Source organism: Hymenobacter piscis, assembly GCF_018760735.1.
Taxonomy (GTDB): Bacteria; Bacteroidota; Bacteroidia; order Cytophagales; family Hymenobacteraceae; genus Hymenobacter; species Hymenobacter piscis.
Genome location: NZ_JAHHZN010000015.1, coordinates 20302 through 39938, shown reverse-complemented (window position 1 = coordinate 39938; position 19637 = coordinate 20302). Strand labels below are relative to the sequence as shown.

General features: G+C 65.2%; 15 protein-coding genes and 1 riboswitch. All 15 genes read right to left on the bottom strand.

Annotation, left to right across the window (positions count from 1 at the left end):
• Positions 1 to 161: 161 nt before the first annotated feature.
• Positions 162 to 1676 carry a TSUP family transporter gene (locus KLP40_RS21555; RefSeq protein WP_215594666.1) on the bottom strand — a complete coding sequence of 505 codons (1515 nt, stop codon included), beginning with the start codon at positions 1674 to 1676 and terminating at the stop codon, positions 162 to 164.
• 200 nt (positions 1677 to 1876) lie between these two features.
• A complete protein-coding gene (locus tag KLP40_RS15055; protein WP_215594665.1) occupies positions 1877 to 3592 on the bottom strand; it encodes an NADPH-dependent assimilatory sulfite reductase hemoprotein subunit in 1716 nt (571 codons plus the stop codon).
• Positions 3593 to 3718: 126 nt separating this feature from the next.
• Positions 3719 to 4429 carry a DUF2490 domain-containing protein gene (locus KLP40_RS15050; RefSeq protein ID WP_215594664.1) on the bottom strand — a complete coding sequence of 237 codons (711 nt, stop codon included), beginning with the start codon at positions 4427 to 4429 and terminating at the stop codon, positions 3719 to 3721.
• 278 nt (positions 4430 to 4707) lie between these two features.
• Complete coding sequence (locus tag KLP40_RS15045) at positions 4708 to 6564, bottom strand: assimilatory sulfite reductase (NADPH) flavoprotein subunit (protein WP_215594663.1); 1857 nt, start codon at positions 6562 to 6564, stop codon at positions 4708 to 4710.
• A gap of 212 nt (positions 6565 to 6776) precedes the next feature.
• Positions 6777 to 7538, bottom strand: coding sequence for a uroporphyrinogen-III C-methyltransferase (gene cobA / locus KLP40_RS15040; protein ID WP_215594662.1), 762 nt, complete (start codon positions 7536 to 7538; stop codon positions 6777 to 6779).
• A gap of 201 nt (positions 7539 to 7739) precedes the next feature.
• Positions 7740 to 9029: a sulfate adenylyltransferase subunit 1 gene (locus KLP40_RS15035; protein WP_215594661.1), complete on the bottom strand. Its 1290-nt coding sequence runs from the start codon at positions 9027 to 9029 to the stop codon at positions 7740 to 7742.
• Positions 9030 to 9192: 163 nt separating this feature from the next.
• The gene (cysD, locus tag KLP40_RS15030) at positions 9193 to 10137 is read right to left on the bottom strand and encodes a sulfate adenylyltransferase subunit CysD (protein ID WP_215594660.1); all 945 of its coding nucleotides are present in this window, start codon (positions 10135 to 10137) and stop codon (positions 9193 to 9195) included.
• Positions 10138 to 10303: 166 nt separating this feature from the next.
• Complete coding sequence (locus tag KLP40_RS15025; RefSeq protein ID WP_215594659.1) at positions 10304 to 11080, bottom strand: phosphoadenylyl-sulfate reductase; 777 nt, start codon at positions 11078 to 11080, stop codon at positions 10304 to 10306.
• A gap of 322 nt (positions 11081 to 11402) precedes the next feature.
• Positions 11403 to 11494, bottom strand: a riboswitch (SAM riboswitch).
• A 147-nt stretch (positions 11495 to 11641) separates the two neighbouring features.
• Positions 11642 to 13120 (bottom strand): lipopolysaccharide biosynthesis protein, encoded by a 1479-nt coding sequence (locus KLP40_RS15020; RefSeq protein WP_215594658.1) that lies wholly within the window; start codon positions 13118 to 13120, stop codon positions 11642 to 11644.
• A 104-nt stretch (positions 13121 to 13224) separates the two neighbouring features.
• Entirely contained in the window at positions 13225 to 14601 is a 1377-nt protein-coding gene (locus KLP40_RS15015; protein ID WP_215594657.1) for a DUF7033 domain-containing protein, read from the bottom strand.
• A 69-nt stretch (positions 14602 to 14670) separates the two neighbouring features.
• Positions 14671 to 16035 carry a hypothetical protein gene (locus tag KLP40_RS15010; protein WP_246558890.1) on the bottom strand — a complete coding sequence of 455 codons (1365 nt, stop codon included), beginning with the start codon at positions 16033 to 16035 and terminating at the stop codon, positions 14671 to 14673.
• A gap of 279 nt (positions 16036 to 16314) precedes the next feature.
• Complete coding sequence (pseI, locus tag KLP40_RS15005; protein WP_215594656.1) at positions 16315 to 17355, bottom strand: pseudaminic acid synthase; 1041 nt, start codon at positions 17353 to 17355, stop codon at positions 16315 to 16317.
• 48 nt (positions 17356 to 17403) lie between these two features.
• Positions 17404 to 17811, bottom strand: coding sequence for a MaoC family dehydratase (locus KLP40_RS15000; RefSeq protein WP_215594655.1), 408 nt, complete (start codon positions 17809 to 17811; stop codon positions 17404 to 17406).
• Positions 17812 to 17814: 3 nt separating this feature from the next.
• The gene (gene pseH, locus KLP40_RS14995; protein WP_215594654.1) at positions 17815 to 18375 is read right to left on the bottom strand and encodes a UDP-4-amino-4,6-dideoxy-N-acetyl-beta-L-altrosamine N-acetyltransferase; all 561 of its coding nucleotides are present in this window, start codon (positions 18373 to 18375) and stop codon (positions 17815 to 17817) included.
• A gap of 207 nt (positions 18376 to 18582) precedes the next feature.
• Complete coding sequence (gene pseG / locus KLP40_RS14990) at positions 18583 to 19635, bottom strand: UDP-2,4-diacetamido-2,4,6-trideoxy-beta-L-altropyranose hydrolase (RefSeq protein ID WP_215594653.1); 1053 nt, start codon at positions 19633 to 19635, stop codon at positions 18583 to 18585.
• Between the last annotated feature and the right edge of the window lie 2 nt (positions 19636 to 19637).

Genomic DNA, 19637 nt, shown 5'->3' with positions numbered 1-19637 from the left:
AAGTAAGCGCGCGGCAGATTTTTAAGCTGCCAGGATATCACCGTATCAGACTTTCCGTTACTAAACAGGCGGGGTAAACATATACGCCATTTAAAGCCGAAAGCGCCACCAACGGCCGTTGGTGGCGCTTTCGGCTTAAGCCTATGTCTTGAAGAAAGGTGTTAAAAAAAGACTTTTCGCAGCGCCCACAAACTCCACACAATCACCATCAGGCCCACGCCCACAAACATCCAGCGCACGGGCAGGCGGCCGGCCAGGCGGGCGGCCAGCGGCGCGGCGGCCACGCCCCCGATGATGAGGCCCAGGATAATCTGCCAGTGCGAGATGCCCAGCGTGGCGAAGAACGTAACGGCGCTGGCAAACGTGACGAAGAACTCCGTGACGCTCACCGAGCCAATCACGTACTGCGGCGTGCGGCCCCCGGCAATGAGCGTACTGGTCACCAGCGGCCCCCAGCCGCCCCCGCCAAACGAATCGAGGAAGCCGCCGGCCGCGGCCAGCAACCCCAGCTTCTTGTGTTTCTTGCGCGGGCCGGGCTTGCTGAAGGCCTTGCTGATGATGCGGACGCCCAGCAGCAACAGGTAGGCCGCCAGAAAGGGCTTCACGTAGCCAGCGTAGGTTTCGCCGAACTTCGAGAGCAGGTAGGCCCCCGCAATGGCGCCCAGCACGCCCGGAATCAGCAGGGCTTTGAACAGGCGCTTGTTCACGTTGCCGAAGCGGTAGTGGTGGTAACCCGAGGCCCCGCTGGCAAACATTTCGGCGGTGTGGATGCTGGCACTCACGGCCGCCGGGGCAATGTTCAGGCTCATCAGGCTGATGGCCGTGACTACGCCGTAGCCCATGCCCAGCAGCCCGTCGATGAGTTGCGCGCCGAAGCCGATGGCCACGAACAGCCAGAACGTTTCGGCGTGGGTGGCCGCCGACCACACCTGCGTCCAGGTAAAATAGTAGCTCAGAATGTTGAACACCAGCATGGCCGCAAAAGCCAGCAGGGCCCCGGTGGCAATCTTGCGCCACCGCGCCGCCGCGGGTGATTCGTAAGCCGGCCCGCCGGTCAGCTCGGCCGTGACGGCGTTCAGGGATTTTACCTTGTGGGCGAAGTCGCCGCCTACCTTCTCCCGGATCTGCGCCATGCGCTGGAGCACGTCGTGCAGCTCGTCGGGGAGGGTGTGGGTGAGCATTTCGCGCAGGCGCTTGGCAATGGTGGGCGACTTGCCGTTGGTGCTGATGGCAATTTTCAGGTCGCCTTTCTGCACGATGGAGCCCAGGTAGAAGTCGCAGGCGGCGGGCGTATCGGCCACGTTGCAGAGCAGGCGCTGGCGCGTAGCGTCGGCCTTGATCTGCAGGTTAAGGGCTTTGTCGTCGGTGGCCACAATCACCAGGTCGTGGCCGACGAGGTGGGTGGGGTCGTAGGGCTGCTCGCGCAGCTGCACGGCAGGGTGCTGGCCGGCCAGCACCCGCAGCTCGGGCCCAAACCAGGTAGCCACCACCGTAATGGCCGCGTTGGGGCTGTTGGCCAGCATGGCCGAGAGCTTCTCATGGCCCACGGCCCCGCCGCCCACCAGCAGCACGTGCAGCTGTTCCAGCTTCAGAAACACCGGAAAAAGCCGGTTGCCATCGGGCACCGCGGGCGGCGGCTCGGGCTGGGGCAGGGCGTTGTTGGAGGAAAGGGACATGGTGGTTGGCGATGGTTGGGGTCGGATGGAAAGGAAGGCAGAACAGCACTAACAGAACGTCATTCCGAGCGCAGCGGAGCGAAGTCGAGGAATCTTGCGTGCAATGGTAATCCTGTTGTTAGGATTAGCTGCTACAACGTCAGCACGCGAGATTCCTCGCGCTGCTCGGAATGACGTACTAATGTTGTTCGTTCTACCGGTTACTCGTGAAACGTCAGGCCGCTTGCGGTGGGCTGCACGTAGCCCTGGCGGATGACGAAATCACCAAACCGCTCCTGGGGCTGGCGGTTCTGGGCGTAGTCGGCAAGCAGGGGCGTGAGTTCCTGCACGATGCCGTCTTCGTCCAGCATTTCCTTGTAGAGCTTGTTCATCCGCTCCCCGTTGAAAGCGGCACCGAGGTACAGGTTGTAGCGGCCCACGGCCCGGCCCACCAGCCCGATTTCGCCGAGGTAGGGGCGGGCGCAGCCGTTGGGGCAGCCCGTCATCCGCAGCAGAATATCGTCCTGAGCCAGACCCTGTTGGCGAATGATCTGGTCCAATCTATCCAATAATTCCGGAAGATACCGCTCGGCCTCCGCGAAGGCCAGCGTGCAGGTGGGCAGGGCCACGCAGGCCAGCGCCCCGCGCCGCAGCCCGGTCAGCTCCTTACCCGCTTCCACGGCCACGCCGTGCTGCTGCAACACCGCCTGCACGCTCAGCCGGTGCTCGGGGGCCACGTTGGCGATGATGAGGTTCTGGTTGCCGGTGAGGCGGAAGTCGCCGGTGTGGAAGGCGGCAATTTCGCGCAGGGCGGTTTTGAGCGCGTAGCCGTCCCGGTCAAGGATGCGGCCGCCTTCCACGAACAGCGTGAGGTGGGCCCGGCCATTGGCTTGGATGGACCAGCCGTAGGCGTCGCCGGAGCTGCGGAACTGGTAGGGGCGGGCGGGCTCCACCGGGAAGCCCAGGCGCTGGTCCAGCTCCTGTTTGAACACGTCGAGGCCCACGCGGTCTACGGTGTACTTGAGGCGGGAGAACTTGCGGTTTTCCCGGTTGCCCCAGTCGCGCTGAATCGTCACGATTTTCTCGCAGGCGTCCACCACTTTATCGGCGGGTACGAAGCCGATGATGTCGGCCAGGCGCGGGTAGGTGTCGGGCATGCCGAAGGTCATGCCCATGCCGCCGCCCACGGCCACGTTAAAGCCCACCAGCTGGCCCCGTTCCTCAATGGCAATCAGGCCCAGGTCGTTGGCGAAGATGTCGGTGTCGTTGTAGGGCGGAATGGCCAGGGCAATCTTGAACTTGCGGGGCAGGTAGGTTTTGCCGTAGATGGGCTCGGCGTCCTCCTCGCCCTCATTGGGGGCGCTGGTGAACTGCGGCTCCCCGTTCAGCCATAAGTCCCAGTAGGCCGAGGTGCGGGGCGTGAGGTGGGTGCTGATCTGCTTCGACACCTCGTACACGGCCGCGTGCAGGGGGCTCTCGTGCGGGTTGGGGTTGCACATCACGTTACGGTTCACGTCGCCGCAGCCCGCAATGCTGTCCAGCAGGGCCTCATTGAAGCCCTGGATGGTCTTTTTCAGGTCGCGCTTGAGCACGCCGTGCAGCTGAAAGGCCTGGCGGGTGGTGAGCTTGAGCGTGTGGTTGCCGTACTGGTCGGCCAGCTCATCCATGCACAACCACTGGGCCGGCGAGGCAATGCCGCCCGGCACCCGCACCCGAATCATGAGCGAGTAGAGCGGCTCCAGCTTCTGGCGCTTGCGCTCCGAGTCCAGGTCCCGGTCGGTCTGCTGGTAGGAGCCGTGGAACTTGATCAGGTGGGTATCGTCGGGGTAGAGGGCACCGGTGAGCGGGTTCACGAGGCTTTCGGCCAGGGTGCCGCGCAGGTAGTTGCTGGCTTCCTTGACGTGCTCGACTTCGGAAAGTTTGGGGGCGTTGGACATGGTGGTGGTTCTGGGTTTCGGTGGTCCTAGGGCTAAAGCCCTGGGCTAGGTAGCGGGTTACGGAGTGCTATTGGAGCAACAGGCTTCCGTATTCAAGGCTGTCAGGGCGCTGCGTAGCCCAGGGCTTCAGCCCTGGGGCGTGGGCGGCGGACGATGCAGGCGCAGGTCTTTGAACAAGGTGAGGCGTAGCACGTCGCGGCTGAAGTAATCGGGGCGGTGGTAGCGGTGCTGGTAGAACCAGAGGTAACCCAGCTCGGCGGCGAAACCAGCCCTCAGCTGCCGCTCCACGCCGGCGTACACGCGGTTCTGGTCGAACTGGTCGGGATGAAACAGCACTTCATCGGAAGCGCGCAGCTTCCAGGCGGGGGTGAGCTGCCAGTCGGCCTGCACGCGGTACCGCAGGCGGCCCCGACTTTCCCAGGGACCGGGCTGCTCGGCAGCGGCGGGCTCCAGCCAGCGTTGCTCCAGGCGCAGCCGGTTCTGCAGGCGCACCCGCGAGCTGAGCGGGGTGGTGAGGGTGGCCTCCCCAAAGCCGCGCCACTCCTGCAGCGCCCGGCCGCCCGAGGCGGGCGGCTGGCGGGGGTAGCTCAGGCCCAGGGCCACATCCAGCGGCCGGGCAAGCCGGTAGTGCAGGTGCTGGTGGGTGATGAGCTGCCACTGCCGGCCGGGGCTGAGCAGCCGCCGCTCATCTAGCTCGCTGTGCCAGGCCCAGCGCTCCGAGAGCTGCACCCGCAGGTAAGCCCGCAGCCAATAGCCGCGCTCATGCGTGGTCTGGCCGCTGGCCAGATGGGCCAGGGGCAGCAGGATCAGCAACAGAATTGAGCGGGTCTTGGTCATAATGTGGGCCTCACCCCCCGGCCCCCTCTCCAGGGGGAGAGGGGGAGCCTGACGGGCTGGGCGGTTGTAGAGACGCAATATTTTGCGTCTCGTCGTTGCTGATGTTGTTTCGTTGAAGCGGTAAACGGTGCTGGTCGTTCTGGCGGGAGACGCGAAGTGTCGCGTCTCTACATGGGGCGGCGGTTCGTGTAGTTCCGGCTGTTCTGACGGGAGACGCAAGATGTTGCGTCTCTACATCGGTGGCAGATGATTACCATCTCACTACTCACGTCTCACTACTAATACACATCCTCCAAAAACCGGCGCGACTTTTTGAGCTGGCGCAGGTACTCAGCGGCGTAATCGGCGTCATGGCCGCTTTCCTGCTGGATGATCTGGCGCAGAGCCTGCTGCACGTCGTGGGCCATGCGGGACTTGTCGCCGCACACATAGAAGTAGGCCCCGTTTTCGAGCTGCTCGTACACGCGGCGGCTCTGTTCCAGCAGGCGGTGCTGCACGTAGCGCTTCTGGGCCTGGTCGCGGGAGAAGGCCACGTCGAGGCGGTCGAGGGTGCCGCGCTTGAGGTGCTGCTGCCACTCGGTCTGGTACAGGAAGTCGGTGGTGAAGTGGGGGTTACCGAACAGCAGCCAGTTGCGGCCGGTAGCGCCGGTTTCGGCCCGCTCCTCCACGAAGGCCCGGAAGGGCGCTACCCCGGTGCCGGGGCCCACCATGATGATGTCGGTGGCGGCGTCCTGCGGTAGCTTGAAGTACTCGTTGCGGTCCACCCACACCCGGGCCGTGTCGCCGAGGCTGAGGTGGTCGGCCTGGTAGCCGGAGCAGGCCCCGTGCTTGGCGCGGCCGTGGGTTTCGTAGCGCACGGCCCCCACCGTCAGGTGCACTTCCTCGGGGTGGGCCAGCAGCGACGAGGCAATGGAATACGCCCGGGCCGGCAACGGCCGCAGCACCGCCGCCAGCTGCTGCCCCGACAGCTCCACCGGAAACTCGGTCAGCAAATCGGCCACGTCGCGGCCGTACAGGTAGGTGCCCAGCCCGGCCGTATCAGCCAGAATTTCGCGGAGGCGCGGGTACTGCGGGGCCACGGCGGCGTAGCGCTCCAGCACGTCGCGGGTGATAACCGACAGCTCCAGCCGCTCGGTGAGGACGGTGGTCAGGTCCAGTTCCTCGGCTTCGAGGCGCACCGGGGTAGCTTCGGCTAGGCGGGCAGCCTGCAGCACCTCTTGCACCAGCGCGGGGCGGTTGCGGGGCTGCACCATCAGGGCGTCGCCGGGCTCGTAAGTCAGGCCCGAATCAGTTAGGGAGAACTCCAGGTGGTAGGTTTCCTTGGTGGAGCCCCGGCCGTTGAGCTGAATCTTTTCCAGCAGCTCCGCCCCGAAGGGGTTGCGGGCGTTGTACTCCACGGCGGCGGGCAGCGGGGCCACTTCCGGCGCGTAGCCCGCACCTACCGAGGCCGCCACCGGCGCGGCCACGGCGGTACCAGCCGTTACGGGAGCCGGGGCGGGCTGCAGCTCGGCAATGCGACTGAGCACCTGCTCGGCCCACTGGCGGGTTTCGTCCTCGAAGGTCACGTCGCAGTCCAGCCGCTCCACGAGGCGGCGGCCACCCAGCTCGGCCAGGCGCTGGTCGAACTCGAAGCCGGTCTGGCAGAACTGCAGGTAGCTTTTGTCGCCCAGGGCCAGCACGGCGTACTGCAGGTCGGGCAGCTTGGGGGCGCGGCTGCTGAGCAGGAACTGGTGCAGCTCCTCGGCCGCAATGGGCGGGTCGCCTTCCCCCTGGGTGCTCACCACCACCAGCAACTGCTGCTCGGTTTTGAGGTCTTTGGTGGGGTAGTCGTTCATGTCGCGCACCTGCGGCTGCAGGCCCCGGCGGCGGGCCGCCTCGGCCACCAGGCCGGCGGCTTTCTTGCTGTTGCCGGTCTGAGAGCCGAACAGGATGGTAAGCCGACTAGCCGCGGCGGCTTCCGCCACCGCCGGAGCCGGGGCTACGGCCGCAACGGTAGCCGCTGCCGCGCCGGCGCGGCCGTAGAGGTAGCCGCTCAGCCACACCAGTTGCTGGGAGGTGAGGCCTGCCGCCAGCTGCTGCAGCGCCTGGTCGTCGAGGCCAATGGGAAGCGTGGGGGAAGCTGAAAGAAGAGACATAGGACGTAGTGGTTGGGGCTGCTCTAGTCGTAGTCGCCTCACCCCCAACCCCCTCTCCGAAAAGGAGAGGGGGCTCTAGCACTAGTTTTTAGATCTAGTGTTACTTCCTGTTCAGGAAGAAAGAGCGGGGCGGAGAGTATGGCTGAACAGTTGCTAAAGCTAGAGTTAGAGCCCCCTCTCCTGTTTCGGAGAGGGGGTTGGGGGTGAGGCGACTACGCCGCGTACAGTTCCGGCAGCAGCGCTAGTTTCTCCGGAGTAGCCAGGCGGGTTACTTCGCCAATGATGATGATGGCCGGCGCACCTATTTCGGCGGCGGCGGCGCGGGCGGGCAGCTCGGCTACGGGGCCAGTTACCAGCCGGGCGTGGGGTAGGGTGCCGTTCTGGATGATGGCGGCCGGGGTGTCGGCGTGGCCCTGCTCGCAGAAGGCCTGCACAATGCGCGGCAGCTCGCCCAGGCCCATCAGAATGACGGTGGTGCCGCGGGCGTCCTGGGCGGCTTCCCGGATGCTGCCGGCCAGCTCGCCGGTGGCGGTGGTGGCCGTAATCACCCGGAACCCTTCGCTCAGGCCCCGGTGCGTGACCGGAATACCCGCTGTCCCGGCGGCAGCCACTGCGCTGCTGATGCCGGGCACGTAGTCCGTGAGCAGGCCGTGAGCTTCGGCGTAGAGCATTTCCTCCCGGCCGCGCCCGAACACAAACGGGTCGCCGCCCTTGAGGCGCACCACGTGGCCGTAGCGGCGGGCGTGGTCCACAATCAGGGCGTTGATATCGTCCTGCGAGTGGCTGCGCATGCCGCGCCGCTTGCCCACGGGCACCAGCACGGTCTCGGGGCGAGCGTGCCCGAGCAGGGCGCGGTTGGCCAGCGCGTCGTACAAAATCACATCGGCTTCCGACAGCACCCGCGCCCCTTTGAGCGTGAGCAGCTCCGGGTCGCCGGGGCCGGCACCCAGTACCGTAAGGCGGGGCGTTTGCATCAGTGAAATGGTGAAGTGGTGAATGAGTAAATTGTCGGTCATGCTGAGCTTGCCGAAGCATCTCTACCGCTTCGTTGTGGCGGTTCAGTAGCCCAGGGTTTAAACCCTGGGCTATGGAGCGGTTATCGGTGCTGCCATCTGATTAGCCAGAGGTAGAGATGCTTCGGCTGCGCTCAGCATGACGTTCTGTTCGTCAGCAGCCTAAATTGAAAACGCTACCGGTGGTGCTACGGGGGCGGTGAAGTACTCGGAGTTGGCGGCTTCTACCAGGCCGGCGGCCAGGGTGTCGCCGGTCAGCTCGTCTACCAAGATGAAGGAGCCGGTGGTGCGGTTGTCGGCGTAGAGGTCCACGGCCAGGGGCAGGGCGGTTTTGAGGCGCACCCGCACGATGTCGTTGAGCTGGGCCTGCTCGGTGTGCACCCGGGCGAAGGTCTGCACGTTCACCTTGTAAAGGATGGCCGATACGGCTGCTTTCGAGAGGGCCGAGTGGTGCTGCACCAGCAGCTTGCGCCCGGGCCACAGAGGCTGCTCGCTCATCCAGCACAGGGTGGCTTCCAGCTCGCGGGTGAGGGTGGGCTCCTCGGGGCCGGCGGGCACCAGGGCGTCGCCGCGGCTCACGTCCACGTCGTCACGCAGACGGATTACCACGGCCTGCGGGGCCGCGGCGGTTTCCACTTCCTGCTGGTTTACCTCAATGGCTTCAATTTCTGATTCCAGACCCGAGGGCAGCACCCGCACGCGCTGGCCGCGGCGGTACTGACCGCTCAGAATCTGGCCGGCGTAGCCACGGTAGTCGGGCAGCTCGGGCGTCTGGGGCCGGATGACGTACTGTACCTGGAAGCGGGGCGCGGCCTCGGTTTCCTGGGCGCCGGGCACGCTTTCCAGGTGCTGGAGCAGGCTGGGGCCGGTGTACCAGGGCAGGTGCTGGCTGGGCTTCACCACGTTGTCGCCCTGCAAGGCACTCAGCGGAATGGCCGTGGCGGCGGGCAGGTTGAAGTGGTTGGTCAGCTCGGCGTAGTCGGTGGCAATGCGGGCAAATACGGCCTCGTCGTAGTTCACCAGGTCCATCTTGTTCACAGCCAGCACAAAGTGCCGGATGCCCAGCAGCGCGGCAATGAGGGTGTGGCGGCGGGTTTGCTCAATCACGCCCTGGCGGGCATCCACCAGCACAATGGCCAGATCGGCGTTGCTGGCCCCGGTTACCATGTTGCGGGTGTACTGCACATGGCCGGGCGCATCGGTGATGATGAACTTGCGGCGGGGCGTGGTGAAGTACTTGTAGGCCACATCGATGGTGATGCCCTGTTCCCGCTCGGCCCGCAGGCCATCGGTCAGCAAGGCCAGATCCACGGTGCCATTAGAAGCCTGCCGCTTCTCCAGCGCCGCCAGCACGTCCAGCGACACCGATTCGGAGTCGTACAGCAGCCGCCCAATCAGGGTGCTCTTGCCGTCATCCACGCTCCCGCAGGTGATAAATCGAAGTAAGTCCACGGTTGTAATGTGAAGAATGTGGGTGAATGTGAGAAATGTGAAAAATGACTGTTCAGCGAAGTGGAATGAGTGGTGAGAAAGAGCAGCAGAGCGGCGCGTCATTGTGTCGGACGGTGCACCCTTTATTTCTCACATTCACCCACATTCGTCACATTTCACACATTTAGAAATATCCGTTCCGCTTGCGGTCTTCCATGCCGGCTTCGGATATGTTGTCGTCGAGGCGGGTGGCGCCCCGCTCGCTTACTTTGGCCAGCAGCAGGTCCTGGATGATGTCTTCCACGGTGCGGGCGTCGCTTTCCACGGCGGCGGTGCAGGTGGAGTCGCCCACGGTACGGAAGCGCACCTGCCGGGTCACGATTTCGTCCTCCTCATCCAATTGCAAATGCTCGGTGAGGCCCAGGAGCTGGCCCGAGGGCAGCACCACGCAGGTGCGCTCGTGGCCGAAGTAGATGTCGGGCAGCGGAATGTTTTCGCGCTGGATGTAGCGCCACACGTCCAGCTCCGTCCAGTTGGAAATGGGGAACACGCGCACGTTTTCGCCCTTCTGGATGCGGCCGTTGTAGATGTTCCAGAGCTCGGGGCGCTGGCGCTTGGGGTCCCACTGGCCAAACTCGTCGCGCACCGAGAAGATGCGCTCCTTGGCCCGGGCCTTTTCCTCGTCGCGGCGGGCCCCACCGATGCAGGCGTCGAACTCGAACTCCTCAATCACCTCCAGCAGGGTGTAGGTTTGCAGGGGGTTGCGGCTGGGGTACTTGCCGCCCGGCTCACGCAGGCGCTGCCGCTTAATGGTATCCTCCACCTTGCGCACCACCAGCTTTTCCCCCAGGCGGGCGGCCAGCTCGTCGCGGTACTGCAGCACCTCGGGGAAGTTGTGGCCGGTATCCACGTGTACCAGCGGGAAGGGGAAGCGGCCGGGGCGGAAGGCCTTTTCGGCCAGGCGCGTGAGCACAATGGAATCCTTGCCGCCCGAGAACAGCAGGGCCGGCCGCTCAAACTGCCCCGCCACCTCCCGCAGGATGTGGATGGCTTCGGCTTCCAGCCGGTCGAGGTAATCGAAAGTGGTACTCATAGTTGTCTGGATTTCAGTTCTGTTGTTGTCCGTCATGCTGAGCGCAGCCGAAGCATCTCTACCGCTTCGTGTGGTTCCATAGCCCAGGGTTTAAACCCTGGGCTATGGAGCGGTTGTCGTTGGAATCAGGTTGATAGCCAGCGGTAGAGATGCTTCGACTTCGCCTCCCGCTTCGCTCAGCATGACGTTCTTTTTTGCCGTGCTATCCGGCTGGAACCGGCTCCACCACCGGGTCGGGGCCGTCGTGGGGGGCGGTGGCGTGGAGGCCGCACTCCTTGGCCGAGAGGTCTTCCCACCACCAGCGGCCGGCCCGGAAATCCTCGCCGGGCTTGATGGCGCGGGTGCAGGGGGCGCAGCCAATGCTCACGAAGCCCTGCTGGTGCAGCGGGTTCACCGGAATGCCCTCCTGCTGCACGAAGGCTAAAGCCTGCTCCCAAGTCCAGTCGAACAGCGGGTGGATTTTCACGAGCTGGTGTGCCGCGTCCCACTCCACCGGGTCCATCGTCTGCCGGTTCTGGGATTGTTCGGCCCGGATGCCGGTCACCCAGGCCCCGCGGCCGGCCAGGGCCCGGTTCAGGGGCTCCACCTTGCGGATGTGGCAGCACTCCTTGCGGTTGTCCACGCTCTCGTAGAAGGAGTTAGGGCCTTTCTGCAGGAGCAGATTTTCCAGGTCTTCGCGCTGCGGGGCGTACACCGCAATGGGCTTCTGGTACCGGATCAGCGTCTTGTTCCAGGTGGAATAGGTTTCCTGGAAGTTGCGGCCGGTATCGAGGGTGAACACCTCAATGGGCAGGTCGTGGGCGAAAATCAGGTGGCTGAGTATCTGGTCTTCCAGCCCGAAAGAGGTGGAAAAAACGGCCTGACCGGGGAAGGTGTCGGCTACCAGACGCAGCCGCTCCAGGGCGGAGGCGGCCACCAAGTGAGGGCGCAGGCGGTCCAGCAAGGCGTGGGCGGCCGGCGCAGCAGAAGCTACGGACATGAGCAGGAAAGAGGGGAGGAGGAAGCGGCCCGCCCGAGGGGCGCGGCATTCCGGCCGGAAGATGGTTGCGCAGGTCAGGACCGGCGGCGGGCAGACAGCCACCGACATCCCGGAGCGGAACAGGAAAACCCGAAGGTGCCTATCCGACGAGCGGCCCCGCAGGGCGGCAGTCGGCCGGGGTCAGCACCCGAACCAGTACGGAAAAAGGTTCGTGTTTACTTGCAACAACAGGCCATGCCCAGCATACCACAACACCCATGCTGTAGAGCACAGAGGGTAGCGGAATCGGCGGCGAAGTTGAGGAAGTGGTTCACGGTTGTTGTTTTTATATGGTCAGGACTTGGCACCGTTGCGGATTTTCCGCTGGTTGCCGGCGTTTCGTCGAGCCTGTCTCTCCGCGCCTCTGTATAAAAACAATCCTTTGTGGGTAAAAGAATTGGTACCCCAAAGGTAAGTGACAGAATTTTACACTTGCAACTATTTATTTTTCATTTCGTCCCCGGAAGTCTTAAAACCATCATGGCAGAGGCCTAAAGGGTTTTTTTTCGGTGCGCTGGTCGGCTACCGGCCCAGGCGCCGGCGCGCGGCGGCCAGCAGCGGCCCGGCTTCCGGAGCGCTTCCGGTAGCCAGCACCAGCCCGCCGTACACGGCCGTGAGCACCGTGGAGCGGACCAGCATGGTGAGGAAAGGCGAGCCGACTGCCGGCACCAGCCAGGCGGCTGTACACGCTACGGCTGCAATGCCCAGAATCAGCGGGATACGCCAGGTGAAGGGCTGCATCCGGAAGGCGCGCCACACAAACCAGGTGCGGGCCAGGTTGATGCTGACCTGGGCCGCCACCGCCGCCACGGCCGCCCCCACCATGCCCAGGCGCGGAATCAGGAGCAGGTTAAGCACCACAATGAGCACCGACAGCGACACGTTGAACACCAGATCGAAGCGGTAGCGGGGCGAGGTGACCAGAATGAGTCCGTTGACGCCCGTGATACCGTCGAAGAGGCGGCTGCCCAGCAGCAGCAGCACCACCAGGGTGCCCTGGGCGTAGTCGGCCCGCATCAGGGAGTAGATGAAGTCCAGGTTCAGGCCGATGCCCAGGGCCAGGAAGCACCCGATGAGGGTGTTGAGGCGGGTGGTACGGCGGTAGAAATCGGCCATGCCGGTCAGGTTCTGCTGCTGCCAGTAGTCGGCCAGCAGGGGGAAGGCAATCTTGTTGAGCGAGCGGGCCGGAATGGCCAGGGCCGTGCTGATGTTGAAGGCAATGCCGTAGATGCCGGCCGCCGCCAGGTTCACCTGGGAGCCCACCATCAGGTTGTCGATGTACATGATGATGGAGCCGGCCAGGGAGCTGAGCAGGGTAAAGGCGCCCACGCTCAGCAGCTCGCCCACCGGCCGCACCGCCAGCACCGCCCGCCGGGGCCGCCAGTGCAGCTCCCCGATGCGCAGCAGATACGCCGTCAGCAGCAGCACCAGGAGCCCGTTGGCGCCCACGTACCAAAGCACGTAGCCGTGAAACGACAACCACCCCTGGGCAAACAGCACGGCCCCGCCCAGAATAAGCAGCCGCAGCAGAATGTCCTGCAAAAACGACGAAAACGCGGTGTGATACAGCGCCTTCAGATAGGCATCGAGCAGGGAGTAGAGCAGGGTAAAGAGCGCGAAAACCACGCCCCAGACGTAGTACGGGCCCAGCAGGGCGGCATCGTGCTCGTACAGCCCCAGCACCACCGGCCGCCCCCACAGGTAAAGGGCCGTCATCACCCCGAAGCCCAGCAGGGGAACGCCCAGCAGAAAGGGCAGAAAGCCGTGGTGGCCGTTTTCGCGGTTGCGGAAGTAGGGGAAAAACCGAATCCCGACGCTGGCAAACCCGAAGGCAGCCAGTTGGGCAAACAGGGTGGCAATGGCCGACAGCGTGAGCGTAAGTCCCAGCTGCGAGGGCGCGAAAAACCGGGGCAGCACCAGCGTGGTGCTCACAAACCCCAGCGCCAGCCCCAAGTAAGAAATAACGGTGTTACGCAGCCCCTGCCGCTGAACGATACCCAAACGGTGAAATGGTGATATGGTGAAATGGTGAGTTGACCTTCGGGGCGGACCAGAACGTCATGCTGATCCTAGCAACTGCAATACAATGGTAGGGCTGCCCCGGCTCAGGAGAAATCGTAGTACACCTGCCTCCAGATATCCCCGCAGGTGCCGAAGGCCACGTTGCGGCTGCGAAGATACTCCATCAGTTTCTGGAACTCCCGGGGGCCGTTGCGCTGGTTGGCGGGGTCGAAGTTTTCGTTGTGCCAGAGCACCGTGCACACGCCCCCGAACCGCTCGATTTCCCGGAACATGGGCCGCAGGGCCGGCAAAATTTCCTCGGGAGTCAACAGCAGGTAGCGCGGGTGGTGGAGCGTGGCGTCCATCACGTTGAGCGGGATTTCGAGGAAGTCGTGGGCCCGCCCGGTGCGGAAATCGAACGGCTGAAACGGCAGGCAATACGAGTTCCGAAAGCCGTAGTGCTCGGCAAAGCCCAGGGTGGAATCGTATTCGAAAGCCAAGTCATCCAACAACGCAGGCGTTACGCGCGGCTCCCATTGGAGGTAGTGAAAGCGGATGCCGGGCACATTAGTAGGCGTGCCCAGCGTTACCATTGCTTCCCGGGTCAGGTGGTCCAGATCAGTGGCCGTGCCGATGCTGGCGTGCAATCGGACTTCGCTGCCCGCAGCTTCCAGCGCCTCTACCCGGGAGCTGATGGCTTGAATTTGATAATCCGCGTTGGGCGTACCGTTGGGGGCTTGGCGGTGCTCGGGCAGGAAGAAGAACGTGCTTTTGGCGCCGTATTCGGCCACGGTTTGCTGCACCAGCTCCAGGTTGTCCCAGGCGTCTTTTTGGGTGAAGTGCCGCCAGAGCTGCCGGCCGAAACCAAGGAGCCGGCCCCGGCGCAGGGCGGCTTTGGCGGGCTCTTTCCAGGCGCTGTAGAGGTTGTCGATGTCGTGGGTGATGCAGGCGGCCCAGGTGGCCCCACCGGCCCAGCGGCGCGGGCGCAGGGCCTGGCCGCTTGCGTGCTCCACGGCCGCCCGCAGCACCTCGAAGTAGTGGTTCACCACCGGCACCGCCACGAAGCCGTAGCGGCATTGCACGCTGGCCGCGTACGGGAAGCGCCCGTGCTGGTCGCGCTCCGCTGAGAAAAACTCCTGCCAGCCGCTAAGCAGGTAGAACGCCGCCGAAATCAAATCGAAGTTGATGCGCGCCCGGCCGGCCGGCCGCAGTTCCAGCAGGGGCAAGGCCGGGTCCGCCGCAAAGAAAAACGGCGGCTGCTGCCCGCCCCACTCACGCCAGCCCGGTGCGGCCGGGTAGGGATTGGTACCGGCGAAAAAGTCGTGGTCGACTTCTCTGATTTCCACCTGCGGCAGCGTACTAGCGTAGCCGATACTCACCTCCGGCACCGCCTCGTACGCCTCCCGGAAATGCCGCAGCACGTAAGCCAAGCGGATTTCGGCGGTAACGGGCGCAGTAGCGGGCAGGGGCGGAGCAGGCATCCCGCAAAGTAAAGCAGAACAGCTCAGCGCACCACCACGCACCCTTGCGCGCACCTCCGCGGCGGGAAGCTACGCCCGCCCCGTTGGACCCATCTCCGCCAGCCACTCCCGCAGCACCCGCGCTGCCCGCTCCCGGCTGTGGCCTTCCTCGAGCGTGCCCAGGGTGGCATTGTAGTAAGCGGCGCGCTGGTACAAATTGAGGGGCTTGGTGGCGGCGTACTCGCGCAGCCAGGCGCCCAGCTCCGGCAGTGAATCGGCCCGCGCCACCAGGCCGTGGGCCACGTAGCCGTAGTAGTCGTCGGGGCCGGCGTGGGAGCCGAAGCGGTAGTAGAGGCTGGCTACGTTGAGCAGGGTGGCTTCGAGGTGGGTGCTGGTATCGGCGGCCAGCAGCGCGTCCTGGCCCAGCAGGAACTCGAACACCGTTTCCTGGCGGGCATCGGAGAACCGCAGCGCGGGGTGGCGGGCAGCCAGGAAGGAAAAGTCGCGGGTGTCGCCGGGGTGGGCGCGGAAGGTGAACGTGAGGGCCGGAAATTCGGCCAGCAGGTAGTCGAGGGTGGCGGTGAGGGCCGCCGTGTCGTCGAGGGTGTTGCAGGCCAGAGCCACGCGGCGCACGGCGGGCGCGAGGTTGCGGCGGGCCAGGAAGGCATCGGCCTTGGGCATGCCCACCAGTTCTACCCGTCCCGCTACGGGGCCGCACTGCCGGTACTTGTCCAGGGCGTCCTGGCCTTCGAGCAAACTTAAATCGAAGCCCAGGGGCGGGAAGTTGGTGCTCACGCTGGCGTGCTGCACGTAGGCCGTGGGCACGCCCTCGGCCCGGCAGGCCAGCAGCAGGGCCCGGGCGTCGTCGTTGTGGTCGTTGGCGAAGACCACGGCCCGGGGGCGGTAGTGGCGCAGGGCCCGCCGGTACACCTCGTAGTAGCCGATGGCCTGGAAAATCAAATCGAAAAACCGCCCGGCCCGCGCGCCCTCCGTGCGCCGCAGCGCCCGGTACACGCCCGGCAACTGGCCGTAGTAGAGCAATTTGCGGCGCAGGGAAAGCCGGTTCACCCGCCCGTTGTAGCGCCCGATCTGCTTGCTCTGGCCAGCCACCAGCACGGTATCGGGCAGGGCTTCACGCAGGAAGTGCAGGGAGTCGTAGTTGTTCTGGCTCACCACGTACAGCCACACCTGGCCGTGCAGGTTTTCGGGGTTGCGCACCTTCCGGAATAGGTTGCCCACCAGTCGCAGTCCCGCGTAACCGGCCACCTTCAGCAGCCGCTTGCCGGGACTGGCCGGCGAAATGGGCTCCAGCGTGTGGGCGGGCAGACCGGCAAACAGATCGGTGAAGCGCAGCTGCAGGATGTCGCGCAGGCGGGCTGCCTCACCCCCCCGGCCCCCCTCTCCGCCGGAGAGGGGGGAGCCTGACGATTCTGGTGGGGGGGCGGGCTGGGGCATGTTTTTATCAATGTGAAAAATGTGGGTGAAATGTGGAAAATGTGGTTGTTCAGGAGCCGTTGCTAAGCGGATTCTTATAGTGGTTTCGCGAACGGTATGCCCAGTTGTAGAGACGCATAGTTGCGTCTCCTTGTCCGTGCCGTTGTTATGGCGTCGTTCAATACTGAGACGCAACTATGCGTCTCTACATCAGCCGGGTTGCACTGTTCACGAAACAGCTATAACGAGCGCATTTTCACATTCCATCCACATTCTCCACATTCAAAAACACATTAAAAGCTACAGCGCTTCCCAGGTGAGGGGGGTGCCGGCGGGCAGGTCCTGGCGGCTGGGTTTGCCCAGAATCTGGTCGTAGTAGCGGGGGGGCAGGCCGTCGCCGGGGCGCACCACGCGCAGGTTTTCCTTCGTGAAAACCTCGCCGGCTTTCACGTTTTGGGCCACGTAGAGGCTGCGTTTGTAGAGGCGGCTCTTTTCTTCGGCCCGCTGCACGCCGTACTGTACCTGGCCCAGGGCCTGCCAGGCCCGCTCGGTTTCCGTCACTAGCTGGGCCACCTCCTCGGGCTCCAGGGAGAAGGCCGAGTCCACGCCGCCGTCGGCGCGGCGCAGGGTTACGTGCTTTTCGATGACGCAGGCGCCCAGGGCTACGGCGGCCACGGCGGCACCCACGCCCATGGTGTGGTCGGAGAGGCCCACCAGGGCGTCGGGGAAGAGCTGCTGGAAGTGGGGCAGGGTGCGCAGGTTGGTGTTCTGGGGCGTGGCGGGGTAGGTGCTGGTGCACTTGAGCAGCACCAGCTCCCGGCAGCCGGCCGCGCGCAGCACCTGCACGGCCTCGGCCACCTCGGCCAGGGTGCTGGCCCCGGTGCTCATAATCACGGGCTTGCCGGTGGCGGCCACCCGGCGCAGCAGGGGCCAGTCGGTATTTTCGAAGGAGGCAATCTTGTAGGCCGGCACGTCGAGGGTTTCCAGGAAATCGACGGCGGTTTCATCAAACGGCGAGCTGAAGGCCAGCATGCCGTGTTCCCGGGCCCGGTCGAAGAGGGGCTTGTGCCACTCCCAGGGCGTGTGGGCCTCCTGATAGAGCTCGTGCAGCTCCCGCCCGAACCAGAGCGAGTTGGTGTCCTCGATGCGGTGGGCCCCGGGCAGGGTCATGGTATCGGCCGTGTAGGTCTGGAGCTTGATGGCGTGGGCCCCGGCCGCGGCCATGGCATCCACAATGGCCAGCCCCCGGTTGAGGTCCTGGTTGTGGTTGCCGCTAAGCTCGGCAATGATGAGCGGGGGCTGGTCGGGGCCCACGAGGCGGGAGCCAAAGGAAATGGTCATGGGAAGCAGAAGTCAAAGGCGAAAACAGGCGGCCGGCAACCGGCCGCGCTAGGCGGGTACCAGAATTTTGGCCTCGCCACTAAGCACCAGCACCCCGTGCTGGTTGAGGCAGCGGGTGGCGAGGAGCACAATCCGGCGCTCGGCCAGCACCCGCGTCACCGTGACAATGGCTTCCACCTCATCGTTCCAGAACACGGGCTTGTGAAACCGCAGGGACTGATCGAGGTAGATGCTGCCCGGCCCCGGCAGTTGGGTCCCGATGACGGCACTCACCAGCGAGGCGTAGAGCAGGCCGTGGCAGATGCGCGACTCGAAGCGGGTGGCGGCGGCAAACTCGGGGTCGAGGTGGACGGGGTTGGTGTCGAGGGAAAGCTGGGCAAACAGGCGTACATCTTCCTCCCGGATGGTTTTGCGAAGTCGGGCGCTGGCCCCCAGGGCGGGCAACGGGGCGGACATGGGCTAGGCGGCGGGGGTGCGGTAGAGCTTGGCGCGCAGGGCCGGCTGCAGGGCCTGCCACTCGCGGCGGAGCAAAGCCAAACCCACCACGTCGCGGTAGCTGCCGTCCTTGTAGATGTGCTCCCGGAAGTAGGATTCGCGGCGGAACCCGAACTTCTCGTGCATGGCAATGACCTTGGCGTTATCCACGAAAACCTCGCACAGCAGCTTGTTGAGCTTGAGCTCCTCGAACACATAGTCCAGCACGGCCAGCTCCACTTTCGCCCCCAGGCCGCTGCCCCGGGTCTGCTGCTCGGCCAGGTAAAAGGCCCAGTAGCAGGTCCGGAAGCCCCGGTGAATGGCATACAGGTTGGCCACGCCCACCGGCTGGCCCTGGTGCAGAATAATCCAGTACTGCCTGGTGTCGTCGTGCTGCAGCCGCGCAAACCAGGCCTGCTGCTGCTCGGCCGAAATCGGCTCCGCGCTGTACATGTACTGGGCCACGGCCTCGGAATTGCGCCACTCCCGCACCATTTCCAGGTCGGCGGCTACTAGGGGGCGCAGAAGGTCGGGGGCGGTAAGCATGGGCGGAGGAGTAGGTTCGAAAAGGTAGGACTCACACAAAGAGGCTGTAGCGCGAAGCCTTTGCTTCGCGTATCGGTGCACATCGTCGTTTGCCAGTCAGCAACAATACGCGAAGCAAAGGCTTCGCGCTACAGCCTCTTTGTGTGAGCTTTGAAATGTAAACGCAAAGTAACGCAGAAGTACCGCGAAAGTCCTTACCCAGTACGGCTACGCCCCCGGCAGCAGCTCCCGGAACCGGGCCCGCAGCTCCTGGGGGGCGAGGTGGGCGGCGTAGGGCGGGCGGTGGTGGGTGGCCAGCCAGGCGAGGCCGGCGCGCAGGGCGGCGGTCAGGGCCGGGGCGGAGTGGGCCGCGAAGTCGCCGATGGAATAGGCCTGCTGGTGGGCGTGCACGGAGGCGGCCAGGGCGCGCTGGTTGTCGGCGTAGTAGCCCGTAAGCACCGGCCGGCCCAGCACCAGGGACTCAATCAGGATGGTGCTAGCCGGGCAGATTACGGCGTCATATTCGAGCAGCACCGGCACCAGCTCCGCGGCCGACAGGCTGCGGTACAGCGTCACGTCCTGCGCGGGGTGGGCCCGCAGCAGCTCCTCAAGGGCCGTGGGGGCCTCGGCCGCCCCGCCCAGCAGCAGCCCGATGCGCGCCAGTCCGCCTAGGGCCAGCAGGGCCGCCAGGGTGCGGGCCGTGAGCTGCAAGGGGTCGGCCCCGCCGAAGCAGACCAGCACCGAGGCCACCGGCGCGGCGGGCCGGGGCGGGGCCGCGTGGCGCCGGAACGGCTTCCGCAGCAACGAAAACGCCGGCCCCAGGCAAAACCGGGTGGCGGATTCGGCCGCGTAGTCGGCCGCCGTAACGCCCGGGGAGTGGTTGATGATCAGTTCGGCCGGAAAAAAACCCTCGTGCAGATCATCAATGCACACCAGCCGGCAGCCGCTGGCCCGCACCCGGCGGCGGTACTCGGCATCGAAGCCGTAGCCGTCGAGTACCAGCACGTCGGCGGGGCGCAGCACCTGCTCCACGAGGTAGTCGGCCTCCTGGGCGGGGGGGAGGTCCGGCAGTTCGTGCAGGGGCAGACCGGCCTGCTCCACCAGCTGGCGCACCACGGCGGGGGCGGGGCGGGCCAGCACCAGGGCCGGGGCCACGGCCCCCACCATATCGGCCAGGGCCAGGGAGCGGACCACGTGGCCCAGCCCGATGGTGGCGTTGCCATCGGCCCGGAAGAGCAGACGCCCGGCGGAGTTAACGGCGGAGTTCGGGGCAGAATTCACGG

What these genes read in the sequence shown, in the direction of transcription:
- KLP40_RS21555 (WP_215594666.1), bottom strand. Translation starts at nt 1,676, where the DNA reads ATGTCCCTTTCCTCCAACAACGCCCTGCCCCAGCCCGAGCCGCCGCCC.
- KLP40_RS15055 (WP_215594665.1), bottom strand. Translation starts at nt 3,592, where the DNA reads ATGTCCAACGCCCCCAAACTTTCCGAAGTCGAGCACGTCAAGGAAGCC.
- KLP40_RS15050 (WP_215594664.1), bottom strand. Translation starts at nt 4,429, where the DNA reads ATGACCAAGACCCGCTCAATTCTGTTGCTGATCCTGCTGCCCCTGGCC.
- KLP40_RS15045 (WP_215594663.1), bottom strand. Translation starts at nt 6,564, where the DNA reads ATGTCTCTTCTTTCAGCTTCCCCCACGCTTCCCATTGGCCTCGACGAC.
- cobA (WP_215594662.1), bottom strand. Translation starts at nt 7,538, where the DNA reads ATGCAAACGCCCCGCCTTACGGTACTGGGTGCCGGCCCCGGCGACCCG.
- cysD (WP_215594660.1), bottom strand. Translation starts at nt 10,137, where the DNA reads ATGACGGACAACAACAGAACTGAAATCCAGACAACTATGAGTACCACT.
- KLP40_RS15025 (WP_215594659.1), bottom strand. Translation starts at nt 11,080, where the DNA reads ATGTCCGTAGCTTCTGCTGCGCCGGCCGCCCACGCCTTGCTGGACCGC.
- KLP40_RS15015 (WP_215594657.1), bottom strand. Translation starts at nt 14,601, where the DNA reads ATGCCTGCTCCGCCCCTGCCCGCTACTGCGCCCGTTACCGCCGAAATC.
- KLP40_RS15010 (WP_246558890.1), bottom strand. Translation starts at nt 16,035, where the DNA reads ATGCCCCAGCCCGCCCCCCCACCAGAATCGTCAGGCTCCCCCCTCTCC.
- pseI (WP_215594656.1), bottom strand. Translation starts at nt 17,355, where the DNA reads ATGACCATTTCCTTTGGCTCCCGCCTCGTGGGCCCCGACCAGCCCCCG.
- KLP40_RS15000 (WP_215594655.1), bottom strand. Translation starts at nt 17,811, where the DNA reads ATGTCCGCCCCGTTGCCCGCCCTGGGGGCCAGCGCCCGACTTCGCAAA.
- pseH (WP_215594654.1), bottom strand. Translation starts at nt 18,375, where the DNA reads ATGCTTACCGCCCCCGACCTTCTGCGCCCCCTAGTAGCCGCCGACCTG.